The organism is Amycolatopsis sp. cmx-4-83 (genome assembly GCF_046548815.1).
GTDB classification, from domain to species: domain Bacteria; phylum Actinomycetota; class Actinomycetes; order Mycobacteriales; family Pseudonocardiaceae; genus Amycolatopsis; species Amycolatopsis pretoriensis_A.
Map to the genome: position 1 here is coordinate 737,314 of NZ_JAEBEF010000002.1, position 15,246 is coordinate 752,559.

The window sequence follows — 15,246 nt, forward strand, 5'->3', positions numbered from 1 at the left end:
GACGCTGGAGTGGTGAGTTCTCCTGACCCGGCCACCCCGGTTGACCTCGCCGCCCGCTACCAGCGTGGCGACTTCCTCTTCACGACGGCCCAGCGCGCACTCCTCGCGCAGGGCACAATCCGGACGGTCACCGAAACGGACCCCCGGCGGCTCGCTTCGGCGATCCCCGGCGTCCTGGCCGAGACCGGAGCCCCGCTGGCCGTCGGCGTCCTGCCGTTCGACACCGGGCCCGACACGAAGGTGCCGGGCCACCTCGTCGTGCCCCGGACCGTCCACCGTGCCGAAGGGGCACCTTCGCTGCCGCGTGAGGTCCTGCCGGCGCCCGTCCGGGTGCGCGCCGTGCCGTCACCCGAGCAGCACATGGCCGGCGTGCAGGCGGCGGTGGACGCGTTGGCTTCGCGGGACCTGCGCAAAGTCGTCCTGGCCCGCGCGCTGGACCTCGAGTTTTCGGTGCCGGTGCCCGCCGAGCGCATCGTGCGCAACCTGGCGGTCGGCAACCCGCGCCACTTCACGTACGCGGCCGAGCTGCCCGGCGGCCGGTCCCTGGTCGGCGCCACCCCCGAGCTGCTGCTGCGCCGCACCGGCCGCACGGTGTTCTCGTCCCCGCACGCGGGCTCCATGCCGCGTTCGCCCGACCCGGCGACCGACCGCGCCAACGGCGAGGCGCTGCGGACGTCCCGCAAGGACCAGCTCGAGCACGCGGTGGTCATCGACTACGTCGTCGAGGCCCTGCGGCCGTTCTGCCGCACGCTGGACGTCCCGGCGGGCCCGGAGCTGGTCACGACGCCGGCGATCTGGCACCTGCGCACCCCGATCACGGGCGAGCTGATCGACCCGGAGGTGACGGCCCTCGACCTGGCGGCCGCCCTCCACCCGACCCCGGCGATCTGCGGCACCCCGACGGAGGGGGCCCGCGAGCTGGTCCAGGAACTGGAGCCGTTCGACCGCGACTACTACGCGGGAGCGGTCGGCTGGGTCGACGCAACGGGCGACGGCGAGTGGGCGGTGGCGATCCGCTGCGCGGAGATCGCGTCGACATCGATGCGGCTGTACGCGGGCGGCGGCATCGTGGCGGCCTCGGACCCGCAGTCGGAACTGGACGAGACGACGGCGAAGTTCCGGACGCTGCTGGCGGCGATGGGCCTGGAGGACTCGCTCGGCTAGCCGGCCGGCGGGATCCAGGGGGTCGCCGCTGGGCGGTCGCTGGCGTAGCCACTGCTACCGGCCGAGCTCCGTCTTGAGTGAGTTCCACGATCGGGTGCCGGTGGGCGGCTCACCGGTTCGCTGAGCGTGCCTCTCGTGCGACGTCGAGCGCGCGCCGGACCGCCGCCGACGATGGCCCTGGCGGGTGGCGCCTAGGGAACCCAGTGCTCCTCGGTCACCGAGAGCTCCTCGGTCGTCAGCACCGCGATGGCCGCCCGGTAGCCGTCCGCCGCCTTCAGGTCCACCAGTCGCGTACGTGCCGGGTCAAGCGCCGCGTCCCCGGAAGACACCAGCTGGGCCGGTTCGTCGTAGCGGGAGAACGTGATGCTCTGCAGCGGGATGCGCAGGCCCTTGCCCGTGGCCTTCATCACCGCTTCCTTGCGCGTCCAGTAGACGAAGAACGCCGCCGCCTTCTCGTCCGGCGCGAGGCCCGCCAGGTGGGCTGCCTCGGCCGGGCTCAGCGCGTACTCGATCAGGCCGTCGTCCGCGCGGCGGTTCGCCGTCTCGACGTCCAGGCCGACCGGGACCGACGGGGTTGCCGCGAGGCCGATCAGGTCGCCCGAGTGGGAGATCGACAGCGTCAGGTCCGCGCCCGGGACCCGGGGCCTGCCGTGGGGCTTGCCGCAGTCTTCGCAGGTCGCGTCGAACTTCACCGTCTCGGGGGTCAGGCCGAGGCGCTCCGCCGCCACCGTCTTCGCCAGCACGCGGCCGGTCAGGAAGCGGCGCTTGTCGGCGTCCTGGCGGTACGCCCCGAAGCGGTCCTGCTCGACTTCGTCCAGCAGGCGCAGGAAGCGCTCTTCGGCGGGCAGCGGCGACGACCAGCGGACCACGATCTCCATCACCCCTCCGATCCTTCCGGGCGCCCGGGCGCTTGTCACGAATTCGGGCGCAGGTCTGGGGTAATCCACCTCTCACGGGGTACCCTGAGGTAAGCAAGCGCTTAGCCAGTGTCGGAGGAGCAGCTCACCCATGGATTTCTCTCTCAGCACCGAAGAACGTGAAGTGCGCGACTGGGTCCGCACGTTCGTCCAGCGGGAGCTGATCCCGCTCGAGCAGGAAGTCCTCCGCCGCGAGCGCGCGCACCAGCCCGGCCTCACCGGCGAGGAGCTGAAGGACCTCCAGCTGAAGGCGAAGGAGTCCGGCTTCTGGGGCGTCTTCACGCCCGAGGAGTACGGCGGCATGGGGCTCTCCGCCGTGATGGCCGCGCTGCTGGAGGCCGAGCTCGGCCGCACCTTCGTGCCGTTCCGCTTCGGCGGCGCCGCGGACAACATCCTGTTCCACGCCAACGACGAGCAGAAGCAGACCTACCTGCTGCCGACCATCTCGGGCGAGCGCAAGTCCTGCTTCGCGATCACCGAGCCGGGTGCGGGGTCGGACGCGAAGGCCATCCGCACCACCGCCCGCAAGGACGGCACCGACTGGATCATCAACGGCGAGAAGACCTTCATCACCGGCGGCAACGAAGCCGACTTCACCATGGTCTTCGCGATCACTGACCCGGAGAAGGGCGCCAACGGCGGCGTCACCTGCTTCCTCGTCGACCGCGAGGCCGGCTGGAAGTCCGAATACATCGACACCATGGGCGAGTGGGGCCCGGCGTCGCTGATCTTCCAGGACGTCCGCGTGCCCGAGACGCAGATCCTCGGCGAAGAGGGCCGCGGCTTCGAACTCGCGATGCAGTGGATCGGGCAGGGCCGCTACCTCCTGCCGGCCCGCGCGATCGGTTCGTGCGAGCGGCTGATCTCCATGGCCATCGAGCACGCCAACACGCGCGAGACGTTCGGGCAGAAGATCGCCGAACGCCAGGCCATCCAGTGGATGATCGCCGACTCCGGTGTCGAGCTCGAAGCGCTGCGGTGGCTGGTGTTGAACGCTGCCTGGCAGGTCGACCAGGGCATCGATTCGCGGCACGCGCAGTCGATGGCGAAGCTGTACGGCGGCCAGAAGGCCAACGAAATCGTCGACCGCGTCCTGCAGATCCACGGTGGCATGGGCTACACGCGGGAGCTGCCGATCGAGCGGTGGTACCGCGAGCTGCGGCTGCTGCGCATCTACGAAGGCACCGACGAGATCCAGCGCCGCACCATCGCGCGCAACCTCCTCAAGGGGCACGTGAAGGTCGGCGGCGTCCTGGGCTGAGCCGCCCAAGCGCGTGAAGCCGTCAAGGCCGCCGATTCCCGGCGGCCTTGACGGCTGTTCGGCTGCGTACTGCTTACTGCTTGTTGCGAATGGCGATCGGGACGCCGGCGAGGTCCTCTTCGTTGCACAGGAGCTTGACGTCGTAGTACGGCGAGCCCTGGCGGTCGTCGTAGTCGAGGTGGATGGCCAGGACGTCGAGGGGTTCGCCCAGCCACTCCTGCGCCTGCCGTAGCCAGGTGGAGCACCGCTCGAGGGCGGTGGGGAGATCGTCATCGCGGAACTCGACGGGGCGATAGGGCACATCCTGCACCTGATCGCGGGGGTGTGCCGGCGCCGGGAGGCCCGGCGCGAGACCCGAGTCGTCCAGTTCCAGTTGGATCGTTTCCTCAGTCACCCTTCGAGCGTCCCCCACGCACGCCGTCTGGGCAAGGCGTACACAGGTAAAAGCGCCGCTAAACGGACACCCCCCACTCTTTCGCGACGATTTCCCGGCACCGCCGGAAGTCGGTCCGGCCCGGCGCGGACGGGCAGCCCAGCGCCCTCGACACCAGCTCCGCGTAGTGCTCCGCGAGCTGGTCCAGCGCCAGCGGGCCGCGCGGGGAGTACCAGCGGGCCACGCCACTGCACATCTCCAGCAGTGCGAGCCGCGTCACTGCCGGGTGTTCGGTGTGGAACACCCCCGCCGCGACGCCTTCGTCGATCGCCGCCGCCCACAGGCGTTCGTACGCGTCCCGCAACGCCACCACCGGCTCGCGCGCGGCCGGGGACAGGACGTCGACTTCGTTGTCCACCACGCGGGTTTCCGCCGGGCCGACCGCGTGCGCGAGCACGTGCAGCGCGACCAGCGTGCGCAGCCGGTGCACGGGATCGCCGCCGCCCGCCGTAGCTTCGCGGGCCGCGTCCAGCAAGCGGTTCAGCGCGGTGTGCATGATCTCGGCGAGGAGATCCTCTTTGGTGCCCATGTAGTGGTACAGGCTCGCCGACGAGAGTTCCGCCTCCTGCGCCAGATCCCGGATGCCGGTGCCGTGGAAGCCCTTGGTGGCGAACAGCTTCACCGCCGCCGCGCGGACGCGCTCCCGGCTGCTCACAGCCATGTTCCCGCCTTCGCGTCCCACGACCCGGCGCGCGGGTCGGCCACCTTCCGCAGCTCGCCCTTGGCGACCCGCTCGGACGGCGTCATCGGCAGCGCGTCGGCGAACGCCCAGAACCGCGGAACCTTGAAGTAGGCGAGCTTTCCCGCGCAGAACTCGGCCAGCGCGGCCGGTTCGGGCCGTTCGCCGTCGCACACGACGTACGCCTTGATCTCCTCGCCGCGCAGTTCATCGGGCACCGCGACGACGGCCGCCAGCTTGATCGAGGGGTGCAGCAGCAGCGCGCGCTCGACCTCGTCCGCGGAGACGTTTTCGCCGCTGCGGCGGATCATGTCCTTGGTGCGGCCGACGTAGTAGACGCGGCCGGCGTCGTCCAGCCGCGCGAGGTCGCCGGTGTGGAACCAGCCGTTCTCGAACGCTTTCGCCGTCGCTGCGGGATCGTCGTGGTAGCCGTGCATCAGCCCGATGCCGCGGATCAGCAGCTGTCCGGTTTCGCCGCGCGGCAACGGCTTCCCGTCGTCCCCGGCGACCATCACCTCGCGGTCGCGGCTCGGCCGCCCGATGCAGCCGGTGCCGACGGTCTCGTCGTGGTCGGCGGCGGTCATCCGGATGTCGCCGCCGGTTTCGGTCATCCCGAACGCCTCGTACCACGGCACGCCCCAGCGCGCCTCCAGTTCGGCGTGCAGCTCCCGCGGGATCGCCGACGCGCAGATCGCGCGGACGCGGTGGTCGCGATCGGCGGCCGACGGTTCCTGGCGCAGCAGCAGCGTCGGCATCAGGCCGAGGCAGTAGAACCAGGTGACGCCGTGCTCGCGGACCTTCGCCCAGAACGTGCTGGGGTGGAACCGGTCCAGCACGACGAGCGTGGCGCCGCCGGCCAGCCCGAGGGCGACGTTCCACTGTGGATCGATGTAGTGGAACGGCTGCGCGGTCAGGAGCACGTCGTCTTCGCCGACGGCGGGGAAGTCGGTGGCCAGGCCGACGGCGAGCGTCGTCCAGTAGCGGTTCGGCAGGACGCAGCCCTTGGGCGCACCGGTGGTGCCCGAGGTGTACTGGATGTTCACCGGCAGTTCGGGCACGGGGGTGAAGGCCGCACTTTCACGTGAAAGTGCGGGCCCCAGGTGCGCACTTTCACGTGAAAGTGCGGCTGGGGTGATGACCTCGGTGAGGCCGATCCGGTTGAGGAGGCCGGTGAACTCCGGCGCGGCGATGGCCAGCTTCGCGCCGGAATGGCGGAGGACGTGGGCGCCGTCGAACTCCTGGTAGTTCGTGTTGACCGGCACCAGCAGCGCGCCGATCTTCGCCAGCGCCAGCCAGAGCAGCGGGAACTCCGGCTGGTTGCGCAGCATCACGGCGACCCGGTCGCCCGGGCCGATCCCGCGTTCGGCCAGTGCCGCGGCGATCCGCGAGCTTTCGCGGTCGACGTCGGCGAAGGTGAAGCGCCGGTCGTGCTCGTCGAACACCCACGCCGTGCGCTCCGGCCACAGCGCGGCGGCGCGCGTGACGAGCTGGGCCAGCGTGCCGAGCTCGGCGAGCGGCGTCACGTCCGGCTCCGGAAGGCCTCCGTGGACGCGGCGACCGCGGCCGAGGTTTCGGTGATGAGCGCGTGGCTGACCTCGAGTTCGAGCGCCGGCTCGATGTCCGTGCTCGCGTCGAGGACGCGCTTCGCCATGGCCGCGGCCGCCGGCGGGTGCTCGGCGATCCGCTTCGCCCAGCTCAGCGCCTCGGCCTGGAGCTGCTCGGCGGGCACGGCGGCGTTGACCATGCCCAGCTCCGCGGCCTTGCGGCCGTCGAAGCGCTCGCCGAGCAGCAGGAGCTCCTTCGCCTTGAGCGGGCCGACGAGCAGCGGCAGCAGCCGCGACGCCGCGCCGGTGACGCTCAGGCCCAGCGAGACCTCGGGAAACGCGAACACGGCGTCCTCGGCGGCCAGGATCAGGTCGCAGCCCAGCGCGAACTCCGCGCCGGCGCCGATCGCGTAGCCGTGCACCGCCGCGATCACCGGCTGGCGCAGCCCTCGCAGCCGCCGCGTGACGTCCTGGAGCCGGTCCAGCCGCGTCCGTGAGTCACCCGCGGGGGTGGGTTCCTTGAGGTCGTGGCCCGCACAGAACGCGCGCCCGTTCCCGGACAGCACGACGACGCGGGCGTCGCTGCGGGCGGCCGCGTCGAGGGCGGCGAGGAAGTCGTCGACCAGGACGGCGGCGACCGCGTTGAGCCGCTCGGGCCGGTTCAGCCGGATCTGCGCGATGCCGTCCTCGACGGCGAAGTCCACGGTGGGCATGAGGGCGATGCTAGACGTTCGATCGATCGATCGATAGCTTTGAATGGCACGGCGGCGCGAAGCGCCTCGGTTGAGGGCGGCGGTGGGGAGGAAGGCGGAGTATGCGGGTCGACACGGTCTTCGAAAACGCCACGGTGTGGACGGGCGCGGGCGTCACCAGCGCACTCGCCGTGCTGCACGGCCGGGTTGTCGCCCTCGGCGACGACGCCGTTTCGCTGTCGGCGCGTTCGCGGGTCGACCTCGGCGGCGGGTTCGTCGTGCCCGGCTTCCACGATGCCCACAACCACATGGCGTGGTTCGGGATGGGCCTCGACGACGTCCCGCTCGGCGGCTGCCGCAGCGTCGACGAGGTCTACGACGCCGTCGCCGCGCGCGCCGCGACGCTGCCGGCCGGGAGCTGGGTGGTCGGCAGCGGGTACGACCAGAACAAGCTCGCCGGCGGGCACCCCGACCGGCACGGCCTCGACCGCGCCGCGCCCGGGATGCTCGTGCGGCTCAAGCACACGTCCGGGCACATGACCGTGGTCAACTCGGCCGTGCTCGACCAGCTCGACCTCGCGCACGTCCCGGTCGGCGGCGACGTCGTGCACGCCGACGGCTCGCCGACCGGCCTGCTGCGCGAGCAGGCCCAGCTGCTCCTGCGGCCGCTGACGTACCCGACGCCGGTCGCGCAGGTCGTGCGCGGGCTCGCCCGGGCGTCCGAGCAGTACCTGGCCGAGGGCATCACCAGCGTCCAGGAAGCCGGGATCGGCGGCGGCCTGGTCGGCGAGACACCCGCCGAGCTGGCCGCCTACCAGCAGGCGCGCGACTCCGGCGTGCTGCGCGTGCGCAGCACGGTGATGGTCGCCGCGAGCGTGCTGCACGACCTGCCCGACGACGCCGGCTTCGGCCTCGACCTCGGCCTGCGCACCGGCCTCGGCGACGAGTGGCTGCGCGTCGGCCCGATGAAGTTGTTCGCCGACGGCTCCCTGGTCGGGCGCACCTGCGCGATGCACGACCCGTTCGACGGCGAGCCGGACAACGTCGGCTACTTCCAGGTGCCCGAGGACGAGCTCGCCCGCACGATCCGCCGCGCCCACGAGGCGGGCTGGCAGATCGCGACGCACGCGATCGGCGACCGCGCGATCACCGTCGTCCTCGACGCCTACGAAGCCGCGTTGGCCGCTTCGCCGCGCACGGACCACCGGCACCGCATCGAGCACTGCGCGGTGCTTCAGCCCGCGGAGCTGACCCGGCTCGCCTCGCTCGGGCTGCTCGCCTCCCCACAGGGACGGTTCGTCAACGAGCTCGGCGACGGCATGCGCGCCGCGCTCGGCGAGTCCCGCGTGCCGTGGTGCTACCGGCTGCGCAGCGTGCTCGACGCCGGCTGCGTGCTCCCCGCGTCCTCGGACCGGCCGGTCGTGAACGGCGCGCCGTTGCTCGCGCTCGCCGACATGGTTCGGCGGCGCACGGCGTCAGGCGTCCCCTTCGCGCCCGAAGAGGCGTTGACGCCGGAGCAGGCGTTGCGCGCGTACACGTACGGCTCGGCCTACGCGACCTTCGCCGAGCGTGACCTGGGCACGCTCGAGCCCGGGAAGCTCGCCGACTTCGCCGTGCTGTCCGGATCGCCGCTGGCGGAGTCCGCTTTGGACGGGCTCAGCGTGCGGGGCACCGCCGTCGGCGGCGAACTGCGTTATCAAGCGTGATGACTCACTTCCTTCCCACGAACTCGAGTGCTTCTTCCGCCAGCGCGGACCACGGCTGTGGTGACGCCGCGCCCAGCGCCAGCCACTCCTTCATCGGCGTGCCCTTGTTCGCGTCGAACCGCACGCCGTGGCCGCCCTCGACCAGCTCGTCCACCCTGGCCTCGGGCAGCTTCAGCACCAGCTGCCCGCGGACGAACATCGCGAAGATCCGCCCGTGGGTGCGCAGCGCCGTGCGCCCGAACCCGCCGGTCGCGCCCGGTGGCGTGATGCCCGGGCGTCCGGTGAACTCGTCGACCAGATCCTCGAACCTGCCTTCTGGTGACATCGACCACCTCCGAGCCCGACAGTAACGACCACCACCGACAGAAACGGGAGGCGAGATGCCCGTCCGCGACGCCGTCTTCGAAGACATCGAGGAAATCTGCGCGCTCATCGAGGAGCACGCCGTCTACGAGGACAACCACGACCTGAAGCTCGACCGCGCCGAGATGAGCGGGCACCTGTTCGGGCCGGACCCGAAGGCGTGGGTGCTGCTCGCGACCCCGCCCGGCGAGCCCGGGACCGTCGCCGGCTTCGCCTTCTGCAGCTGGAACTTCTCGACGTGGGAGGCCCGGCCGGGCATTTGGCTGGACGACCTGTTCGTCCGCCCGGCCCACCGCCGCCACGGCCTCGGCGGCGAGCTGCTGGACGAACTGCGCAACCGCACGACCGGCCGCGTCGAGTGGGACATGCAGGAGGGCAACGAAAAGGGGCAGGCGTTCTACGCCCAGCTGGGCGCCGAGCCGGTCCCCGGCTGGATCCGCTACCGCTGGCGGCCGTGAACTTTCACGAGAAAGAACGCCGCACCGTAAAGTATGCGGCATGGGAGATGGTTCGGTCCGGAGGTCCTCGTCGGTCGAGGACTACGTCCGGGTGATCTACGGCCTGGTCGAGCGGGGTGAGGCGGTCACCAACACGTCACTCGCCGGCCGGCTGGAGGTCAGCCCGTCCTCGGCGTCGGGGATGGTCACGAAGCTGTCCCAGCTCGGCCTGGTCACGCACGTGCCGTACCGCGGCATCGAGCTGACCGCCGACGGCAGGCTCCTGGCGCGCTCGGTGCTGCGCCGGCACCGGCTGATCGAGACGTACCTGGTCTCGGAGCTCGGCTACACGTGGGACGAGGTCCACGCGGAGGCGGACGCGCTGGAGCACGCGGTGTCCGACCGGCTGGTGGAGCGCATCGCGGCGAAGCTCGGCAACCCGGTGCGCGACCCCCACGGCGACCCGATCCCGGCGCCCGACGGGAGCGTGGAGGAGCTGTCGGTCCGGATCCTGGACGACCTCGAGCCGGGCGCGGTCGGCGAGATCGTCCGGGTGTGGGACACGGACCCGGAACTGCTGAGGTACCTGACGGAACACGCGATCAACCTGGGCGAACGCATCGAGGTGGTGGAGCGGCAGCCGTTCGGCGGCCCGATGGTGGTGAAGGTGGGTTCGCCTCCGGATGCGGCTACGCACGCGATCGGCAAGGAGATCGCGCAGGCGTTGTCGGTCACGCTGCGCTAGCTCCCGATCGAGAGCTGGAATCCCGCGCGCTCGGCTTCGTCGGCGTCCTTCCACAGGGTGCCGCGGTTGCTGTTCCCGACGTGCACGCCGTAGCGGTCCGCGCTCGGCACGTCGGCGAACGTTTCACGAGGGTGACCTGGGAGCCGGCGCTGAGCCGTTGACCGAGGTGCCAGCGGTGTGAAGACAACAGTCAGACCGGTGGCGGGCGCGGCGGCGAGCAAGGCGCCGGTTCGTGACCAATGCGTTATGACGTCGAAGCGCGTACGCGCGGGTGACGTCCTGAAGCGGATGTGGTGACCCACCCCCACCCACGACCATGGGCCGCATGAAACCCTTCCGCTTCGGTATCGTCGCCGGCTTCGCGCCCGACCTCACCGCCTGGACCGCCCAGGCGCGGCGGGTCGAAGAGCTCGGGTACGACACCCTCCTCGCCACCGATCCCGTCGGGACCTCCGATCCCTTCGTCCTCCTCGGTGCCGCCGCCGCGGTCACCACGCGGCTGAGGCTCGGCACCTTCGTCCTCGCCGATCCCTTCCGGGACGCGCGGGCTCTCGGCTGGCAGGCGCAGACGCTCCACCGGCAGACCGGCGGTCGCTTCGAACTCGGGCTCGGTGTCGGGCGGCCCGGCGCCGAAGAGCAAACCCAGAGCCTCGGGCGGGAATTCCCCTCAGCGGGTGAGCGCGTCACACGGATGGCGGAAACCATCGCGTACCTCAAGCGGACCGCCGACCGGCCGCCGTTGGTACTTGCCGGCGGGGGGCCGAAAATGCTCGCGCTCGCCGCGCAAGAAGCCGACACCGTCACCTTCACCTGGGCGCCGAAAACGACCGAAGCCGAAGCCGGGTCCATTGTGGATCGATTCCGTGCGCTCGCCGGGTCCCGGCTGCCGGACATCGAGCTGGGGCTGAACCTGATGGCCGTCGGTGACGAGCCGTCGCCGGGGATCGCGCGGTGGGCCGGGGTGGACGTGCCCGAACTCGTCGCGGCCGATGCCGTCACCGTACTGCCCGAAGACCCTCGCCTGGCAACGGAAAAGCTTCTCCGGTGGCGGGAGCGGTGGGGGATTTCCTACGTCACGATCAACTCCGGCTACGCGGAACCGTTCGCCCCCATCGCCGCGGAGGCGCGCACGGCAGGTGGGTGAGTGGTCTTCCGATCTTGCGGACCTGAGCCTACGCTCCAATGTTCGTATTCGGGAGTGCTTCGGAGCGTTGTGATGACCGGTCAGCGAACACGCACGATCGACCGGGGGGAACAGGCAGAGCTGAGCCAGCTGCTCGCCGCGGGCCCGTTCGATGTGGCCTTGCGAGCGGCGATCCGGGCCCGTGGGCTCGGGCTCGATCGGATCCGCTATCGCTTGCGTGGCAGGGGAACCGTGGTCAGCCTGGCCACCCTCAGCCACTGGCAGTCCGGGCGGTGCCGCCCGGAACGCGCGGAATCCTTGGAGGCCTTGCGGAATCTCGAGGACATCCTGAACGTGCCGGACGGCTCGCTCAGCAGGCTCCTCGGGCCACCGCGGGGGAGAACGCGGTTCCACGCGCAGCCGCCGCCGCTCAACTGAGCGACCGCAAGGGAAACACGTAGGCTCGCGGCCATGCGAGCTGTCGTGATCGAAGAGTTCTGCGCTCCGCCCGTCGTGCGGGACGTGCCGGAGCCGGTGGCGCCGCCGGGTGGTGCCGTGATCGAGGTCGACGCGACCGGCGTGTGCCGCAGCGACTGGCACACCTGGCAGGGTCACGACACCGCCGTGACGCTGCCGCACGTGGCCGGGCACGAGCTCGCCGGCCGGGTCGTCGCGCTCGGCGAAGGCGTGCGCGGGTGGGCCCTCGGCGCGCGCGTCACCGTACCGTTCGTCTGCGCGTGCGGGACCTGCGCCCAGTGCGCGCGCGGCGACCAGCAGATCTGCGACCGCGAGTTCCAGCCCGGCGCGACGCACTGGGGTTCCTTCGCCGAGCGCGTCGCCATCGAGCACGCCGAGACGAACCTGGTGGCGCTGCCGGACTCGATGGGCGCCGCCGAAGCCGCCGCCCTCGGCTGCCGGTTCGGCACGGCGTTCCGCGCGGTGCTGCGGCAGGGCCGGGTCACCGCCGGGCAGTGGGTTTCGGTGTACGGCTGCGGCGGCGTCGGGATCTCCGCCGTCCTGCTGGCGGTCGCCGCGGGCGCCGAGGTGGTCGCCGTCGACGTCTCGCCGGCGGCGCTTGAGCTCGCCGCGAAGTCGGGTGCGGTGCTGACCGTCGACGCGTCGGCGTTCGACGGCCCGGAAGCCGTCGCGGCGCACGTGCGCGAGCTGACCGGCGGCGGCACGCACGTCTCGCTCGACTGCCTCGGGTCGCCCTCGACCTGCGCCGCGTCCGTCGGCAGCCTCCGCAAGCGCGGGCGCCACGTCCAGGCCGGCCTGATGCCGCCGTCGCAGGGCGTCGCGCCGATCCCGATGCACCGGGTCATCGGCGGCGAGCTGGAGCTGGTCGGCATCCACGGGCTCCAGGCCCACGAGTACCCGGAGCTGCTGCGGGTCGTCGAGACGGCCGGGATCGACCTCACCGCGCTGATCGGGCGCCGGATCGGGCTCGACGACGTCCCGGCCGCGCTGGCCGGGATGAACGACCCCGTGCCGGCGCGAGCGGGCGTCACGGTCGTGACGTTCGGTGACTGATCCGCGGCGCCCTGGTCAAGTGACCCGTTCGTAGCTGATCCACGCTGGCGTTGTGACATTCAGGTGTGGGAACGTCTTTTCCATGGTGGCCCAGGGCGAGGGGATTCGGCCGCAGGAGCGTCCCGTTGGTCCGTTGGGACGGCTCCTGCGGCAGCTCACCACCGCGGACGTCACGTTCCGCGGTCACCACCTCGTGCCCTCGATGATCACCGAACGTGCGCGACGGGAGCTTCCGGCACAATCGAGGTGATGGACGCCCTCCTGCCGCGCCCGCGCGCCGAGATCGCGCCCGGCGCGGTGCACCTGCCCGACTGGCTCGGTTTCGACGAGCAGCGCGAGTTCGTCGCGGCCTGCCGCGGCTGGTCCGGCTACCGCCACACCCGCCTGCCGAACGGCGGCCTGATGTCGGTGAAGTCCGTCTGCCTCGGCTGGCACTGGTACCCGTACGGCTACTCGCGCACCACCGGCGAGGGCGAGCCGGTGCTGCCGTTCCCGGACTGGCTGGGCGACCTCGGCCGCCGCGCGCTGGCGGCCGCGACCGGTGAGCAGGCGTACGAGCCGGACGTCGCGCTGGTCAACTTCTACGACGCCGCCGCGAAGATGGGGCTGCACCAGGACAAGGACGAGCGCAGCCTGGCGCCGGTGGTCTCGTTCAGCCTCGGCGACGCGTGCGTGTTCCGCTTCGGCAACACCGAGACGCGCGGCAAGCCGTACACCGACGTCGAACTCCGCTCGGGCGACGTCTTCGTGTTCGGCGGCCCGTCCCGGCTCGCGTACCACGGCGTCCCGAAGACGCTGCCCGGCACGGCCGACCCGGCGCTCGGCCTGACCGGGCGGCTGAACATCACGCTGCGGGTGTCCGGGCTCTAGTCCTCTATGGACTCAAGTCTCCTTCGGAAAGTTGGGAGTGCTGAGGCACTCGATCGCAACATGTTGTAGGCGTAGGCTTTTCCGATGGTCTCGGTTCTATGAGCGCTGCCTTCAGCGCGGGTAGACTGCCCTGAAGTCGAAGGTGCAGAAACTGGACAAAACATAGACAAGAGCTGGTCAATAACCAGCCGACAGCTGCGAACAGCGTCCTTCGTGTCTGACTCTTAACCATGCGATCTGTCTGATGGTCCAGGCGGCCTCGCGGAGGGGGTCTCCGGTTGCAGCCGGCGACCCCCTCGAATCTGTCACAGACTCGCTACCCTCTGTAGCGACGCTTCCCTTTGTGTTCGCGGTGAGTGAGAATCGTCATGTCCGCGTGGTTGGAGCTGCAACTCCAGCCGCACCTCCCGGACGACGCCTGGACCGCAGAACAGAAAGGATCGCGTCCAATGTCAGCACTTCACAGGCGAGAGCCTTGTGTCCCGGATCCCTCCCCTTCGGGGTTGGGCGGTCTGTCGTTGCGAACGATCGTCATCGTTATCGCAATCCAGACCTTCATCGGGTTCTTGATCACTCGTGGCTACACGCTCGGTGCGGCGCTGGCCGCGTCTGGTGCCATCTGTGCGCTCGCGAGCCGGATCGGACCTCGGCTTGCCGAGGTCCGGCTTCGCCGGATTGTTTGACCATGGCCGCGCGGAAGCGATCTTGCGTCAGTCTGGCGGAGGGTCTCGGTGAGGCCAGCTTCCGTGCGGCCAGTTCACTGTTCAGGCTCTCGTAAGTGTGCCGAGGAGGAACAGTGGACCTGAGTGCGGCGGACGTGGTCGGTGAGCTGAAGGTTCTCCGCAAGGGGAGGGCGATCTTCACCACACCGCTCGGCGATCGGGTCGGGTCGGCGTTGCGTAGCGTGTGCGGGATTTTGGAAGATGACGACACCGTGGAGATCCGGCGTAAGCTCGCGAATCGCTTGCGCCCGCTTGTCGAGACGTTGCCGGAAGATCTGAAGGTCGCGCTGCTGGGCGCGTTCGCGCTGGACGAAGCCGCGCGGAAGCCATTCTACCAGGAGCGGGTGCGCTGGGCGGCGATCACGTTGGACCGCGACGAGCGCACCGTCCGGCGGCGCATCGACGACGGCATCGAGCAGATCGCGGCGATGGCGGTGGCAGCGGGCCGGCCGCAGTCGTCATCGCCCTACCCGAGCCGCAGTTGGCACACCGAAGAACTACGAGTATCACTGGCGCTGGATCAGCCCGTGGCGGAGGTGTTCGAAATTCGCCGGGTGGTCGCGGATGCCGACGGAATCAGCGAACTCGATCTCGCGCTGACGCTCACCACGGCTGCCGATTCCGGATCATCGGTGAGTGTTGCAGATCTTGAGGTCGACGTGTTCCACGGCGGTGTACTCACCAGGCGCGAGATGGAGTCGAGCGACCGCGTTGGCCTCGCATTGCGGTTGCCGGCGCCCTTGCGGCGCGGGCAGCGGCACGATATAGCACTGCGGTTCCGAGCGCGTTTGCGGGAGCCGCACTATGTGTGCGTCCCGCGGCATCCCTGCGAGTTGTTCGACTTGCACGTCCGGTTCGGGGATCAGGTGCCCGAGCGGATCGTGATGCTGCAGAAGGCGTTTCAAAACGACGCGCGCGACCGGTTCCCGCGCGGCACAGAGCTGACTGCCGACGACGCCGGCGAAGTGCACGTTCAGTTTCGACACCTTGCGCCCGGATTCGCCTATGGGGTCAGGTGGGACTCGAGTGAAGCTGCGGGGGTTCACTCGCATTGAGCTGA

At 70.6% G+C, this 15,246-nt stretch carries 16 protein-coding genes; 10 read left to right on the plus strand and 6 right to left on the minus strand.

The genetic code is table 11. The annotated features are described in order from the left end of the window. Positions 1–9 precede the first annotated feature (9 nt). Positions 10–1,164 carry an isochorismate synthase MenF gene (locus tag ACLJQM_RS08615; RefSeq protein ID WP_410630677.1) on the plus strand — a complete coding sequence of 385 codons (1,155 nt, stop codon included), beginning with the start codon at positions 10–12 and terminating at the stop codon, positions 1,162–1,164. 191 nt (positions 1,165–1,355) lie between these two features. Here ACLJQM_RS08615 and ACLJQM_RS08620 read toward each other — a convergent pair whose 3' ends face one another. Then, positions 1,356–2,042, minus strand: coding sequence for a 4'-phosphopantetheinyl transferase family protein (locus tag ACLJQM_RS08620; RefSeq protein WP_360779796.1), 687 nt, complete (start codon positions 2,040–2,042; stop codon positions 1,356–1,358). A 130-nt stretch (positions 2,043–2,172) separates the two neighbouring features. Between ACLJQM_RS08620 and ACLJQM_RS08625 the strand changes: the two genes are divergently transcribed. Continuing rightward, the gene (locus tag ACLJQM_RS08625; RefSeq protein ID WP_247018045.1) at positions 2,173–3,342 is read left to right on the plus strand and encodes an acyl-CoA dehydrogenase family protein; all 1,170 of its coding nucleotides are present in this window, start codon (positions 2,173–2,175) and stop codon (positions 3,340–3,342) included. Between the two features lie 73 nt (positions 3,343–3,415). On the opposite strand, the gene ACLJQM_RS08630 is transcribed toward ACLJQM_RS08625, so the two are convergent. Genes ACLJQM_RS08630 through ACLJQM_RS08645 form a run of 4 tightly spaced genes read right to left on the minus strand, consistent with a single transcriptional unit; the run spans position 3,416 to position 6,711 of the window. Next, positions 3,416–3,736, minus strand: a complete 321-nt coding sequence (locus ACLJQM_RS08630; RefSeq protein WP_247018046.1) for a hypothetical protein — start codon at positions 3,734–3,736, stop codon at positions 3,416–3,418. Positions 3,737–3,794: 58 nt separating this feature from the next. Further along, positions 3,795–4,430, minus strand: coding sequence for a TetR/AcrR family transcriptional regulator (locus ACLJQM_RS08635; RefSeq protein ID WP_410630812.1), 636 nt, complete (start codon positions 4,428–4,430; stop codon positions 3,795–3,797). Then, entirely contained in the window at positions 4,427–5,977 is a 1,551-nt protein-coding gene (locus ACLJQM_RS08640) for an ATP-dependent acyl-CoA ligase (RefSeq protein ID WP_360779792.1), read from the minus strand. The genes ACLJQM_RS08635 and ACLJQM_RS08640 overlap by 4 nt, the downstream gene beginning before the upstream one ends. Continuing rightward, positions 5,974–6,711, minus strand: coding sequence for an enoyl-CoA hydratase/isomerase family protein (locus ACLJQM_RS08645; protein ID WP_360779789.1), 738 nt, complete (start codon positions 6,709–6,711; stop codon positions 5,974–5,976). Before ACLJQM_RS08645 ends, ACLJQM_RS08640 begins: the two co-directional genes overlap by 4 nt. Positions 6,712–6,812: 101 nt before the next feature. Between ACLJQM_RS08645 and ACLJQM_RS08650 the strand changes: the two genes are divergently transcribed. After that, positions 6,813–8,396: an amidohydrolase gene (locus ACLJQM_RS08650; protein WP_410630678.1), complete on the plus strand. Its 1,584-nt coding sequence runs from the start codon at positions 6,813–6,815 to the stop codon at positions 8,394–8,396. A gap of 4 nt (positions 8,397–8,400) precedes the next feature. On the opposite strand, the gene ACLJQM_RS08655 is transcribed toward ACLJQM_RS08650, so the two are convergent. After that, a complete protein-coding gene (locus ACLJQM_RS08655; protein WP_360779783.1) occupies positions 8,401–8,721 on the minus strand; it encodes a hypothetical protein in 321 nt (106 codons plus the stop codon). Between the two features lie 55 nt (positions 8,722–8,776). Here ACLJQM_RS08655 and ACLJQM_RS08660 point away from each other — a divergent pair, with 55 nt between their 5' ends. From ACLJQM_RS08660 to ACLJQM_RS08690, 7 genes are all read left to right on the plus strand, one after another. Beyond that, positions 8,777–9,217 (plus strand): GNAT family N-acetyltransferase, encoded by a 441-nt coding sequence (locus tag ACLJQM_RS08660; protein ID WP_247018052.1) that lies wholly within the window; start codon positions 8,777–8,779, stop codon positions 9,215–9,217. Between the two features lie 40 nt (positions 9,218–9,257). Then, a complete protein-coding gene (locus ACLJQM_RS08665) occupies positions 9,258–9,941 on the plus strand; it encodes a metal-dependent transcriptional regulator (RefSeq protein WP_247018054.1) in 684 nt (227 codons plus the stop codon). Positions 9,942–10,266: 325 nt separating this feature from the next. Next, positions 10,267–11,085, plus strand: coding sequence for an LLM class flavin-dependent oxidoreductase (locus tag ACLJQM_RS08670; protein WP_360779778.1), 819 nt, complete (start codon positions 10,267–10,269; stop codon positions 11,083–11,085). 72 nt (positions 11,086–11,157) lie between these two features. Continuing rightward, a complete protein-coding gene (locus ACLJQM_RS08675) occupies positions 11,158–11,502 on the plus strand; it encodes a transcriptional regulator (RefSeq protein ID WP_247018059.1) in 345 nt (114 codons plus the stop codon). A 33-nt stretch (positions 11,503–11,535) separates the two neighbouring features. After that, positions 11,536–12,594, plus strand: coding sequence for an alcohol dehydrogenase catalytic domain-containing protein (locus tag ACLJQM_RS08680; RefSeq protein ID WP_410630679.1), 1,059 nt, complete (start codon positions 11,536–11,538; stop codon positions 12,592–12,594). Positions 12,595–12,843: 249 nt separating this feature from the next. Beyond that, complete coding sequence (locus ACLJQM_RS08685) at positions 12,844–13,464, plus strand: alpha-ketoglutarate-dependent dioxygenase AlkB family protein (protein ID WP_360779772.1); 621 nt, start codon at positions 12,844–12,846, stop codon at positions 13,462–13,464. 796 nt (positions 13,465–14,260) lie between these two features. Further along, positions 14,261–15,241, plus strand: a complete 981-nt coding sequence (locus ACLJQM_RS08690; protein ID WP_410630680.1) for a hypothetical protein — start codon at positions 14,261–14,263, stop codon at positions 15,239–15,241. Positions 15,242–15,246 lie beyond the last annotated feature (5 nt).

Excerpts from the sequence above, each read along its gene's own strand:
- ACLJQM_RS08620 (WP_360779796.1), bottom strand. The coding sequence starts at position 2,042 with ATGGAGATCGTGGTCCGCTGGTCGTCGCCGCTGCCCGCCGAAGAGCGC.
- ACLJQM_RS08625 (WP_247018045.1), top strand. The coding sequence starts at position 2,173 with ATGGATTTCTCTCTCAGCACCGAAGAACGTGAAGTGCGCGACTGGGTC.
- ACLJQM_RS08645 (WP_360779789.1), bottom strand. The coding sequence starts at position 6,711 with ATGCCCACCGTGGACTTCGCCGTCGAGGACGGCATCGCGCAGATCCGG.
- ACLJQM_RS08650 (WP_410630678.1), top strand. The coding sequence starts at position 6,813 with ATGCGGGTCGACACGGTCTTCGAAAACGCCACGGTGTGGACGGGCGCG.
- ACLJQM_RS08655 (WP_360779783.1), bottom strand. The coding sequence starts at position 8,721 with ATGTCACCAGAAGGCAGGTTCGAGGATCTGGTCGACGAGTTCACCGGA.
- ACLJQM_RS08660 (WP_247018052.1), top strand. The coding sequence starts at position 8,777 with ATGCCCGTCCGCGACGCCGTCTTCGAAGACATCGAGGAAATCTGCGCG.
- ACLJQM_RS08665 (WP_247018054.1), top strand. The coding sequence starts at position 9,258 with ATGGGAGATGGTTCGGTCCGGAGGTCCTCGTCGGTCGAGGACTACGTC.
- ACLJQM_RS08670 (WP_360779778.1), top strand. The coding sequence starts at position 10,267 with ATGAAACCCTTCCGCTTCGGTATCGTCGCCGGCTTCGCGCCCGACCTC.
- ACLJQM_RS08675 (WP_247018059.1), top strand. The coding sequence starts at position 11,158 with ATGACCGGTCAGCGAACACGCACGATCGACCGGGGGGAACAGGCAGAG.
- ACLJQM_RS08680 (WP_410630679.1), top strand. The coding sequence starts at position 11,536 with ATGCGAGCTGTCGTGATCGAAGAGTTCTGCGCTCCGCCCGTCGTGCGG.
- ACLJQM_RS08685 (WP_360779772.1), top strand. The coding sequence starts at position 12,844 with ATGGACGCCCTCCTGCCGCGCCCGCGCGCCGAGATCGCGCCCGGCGCG.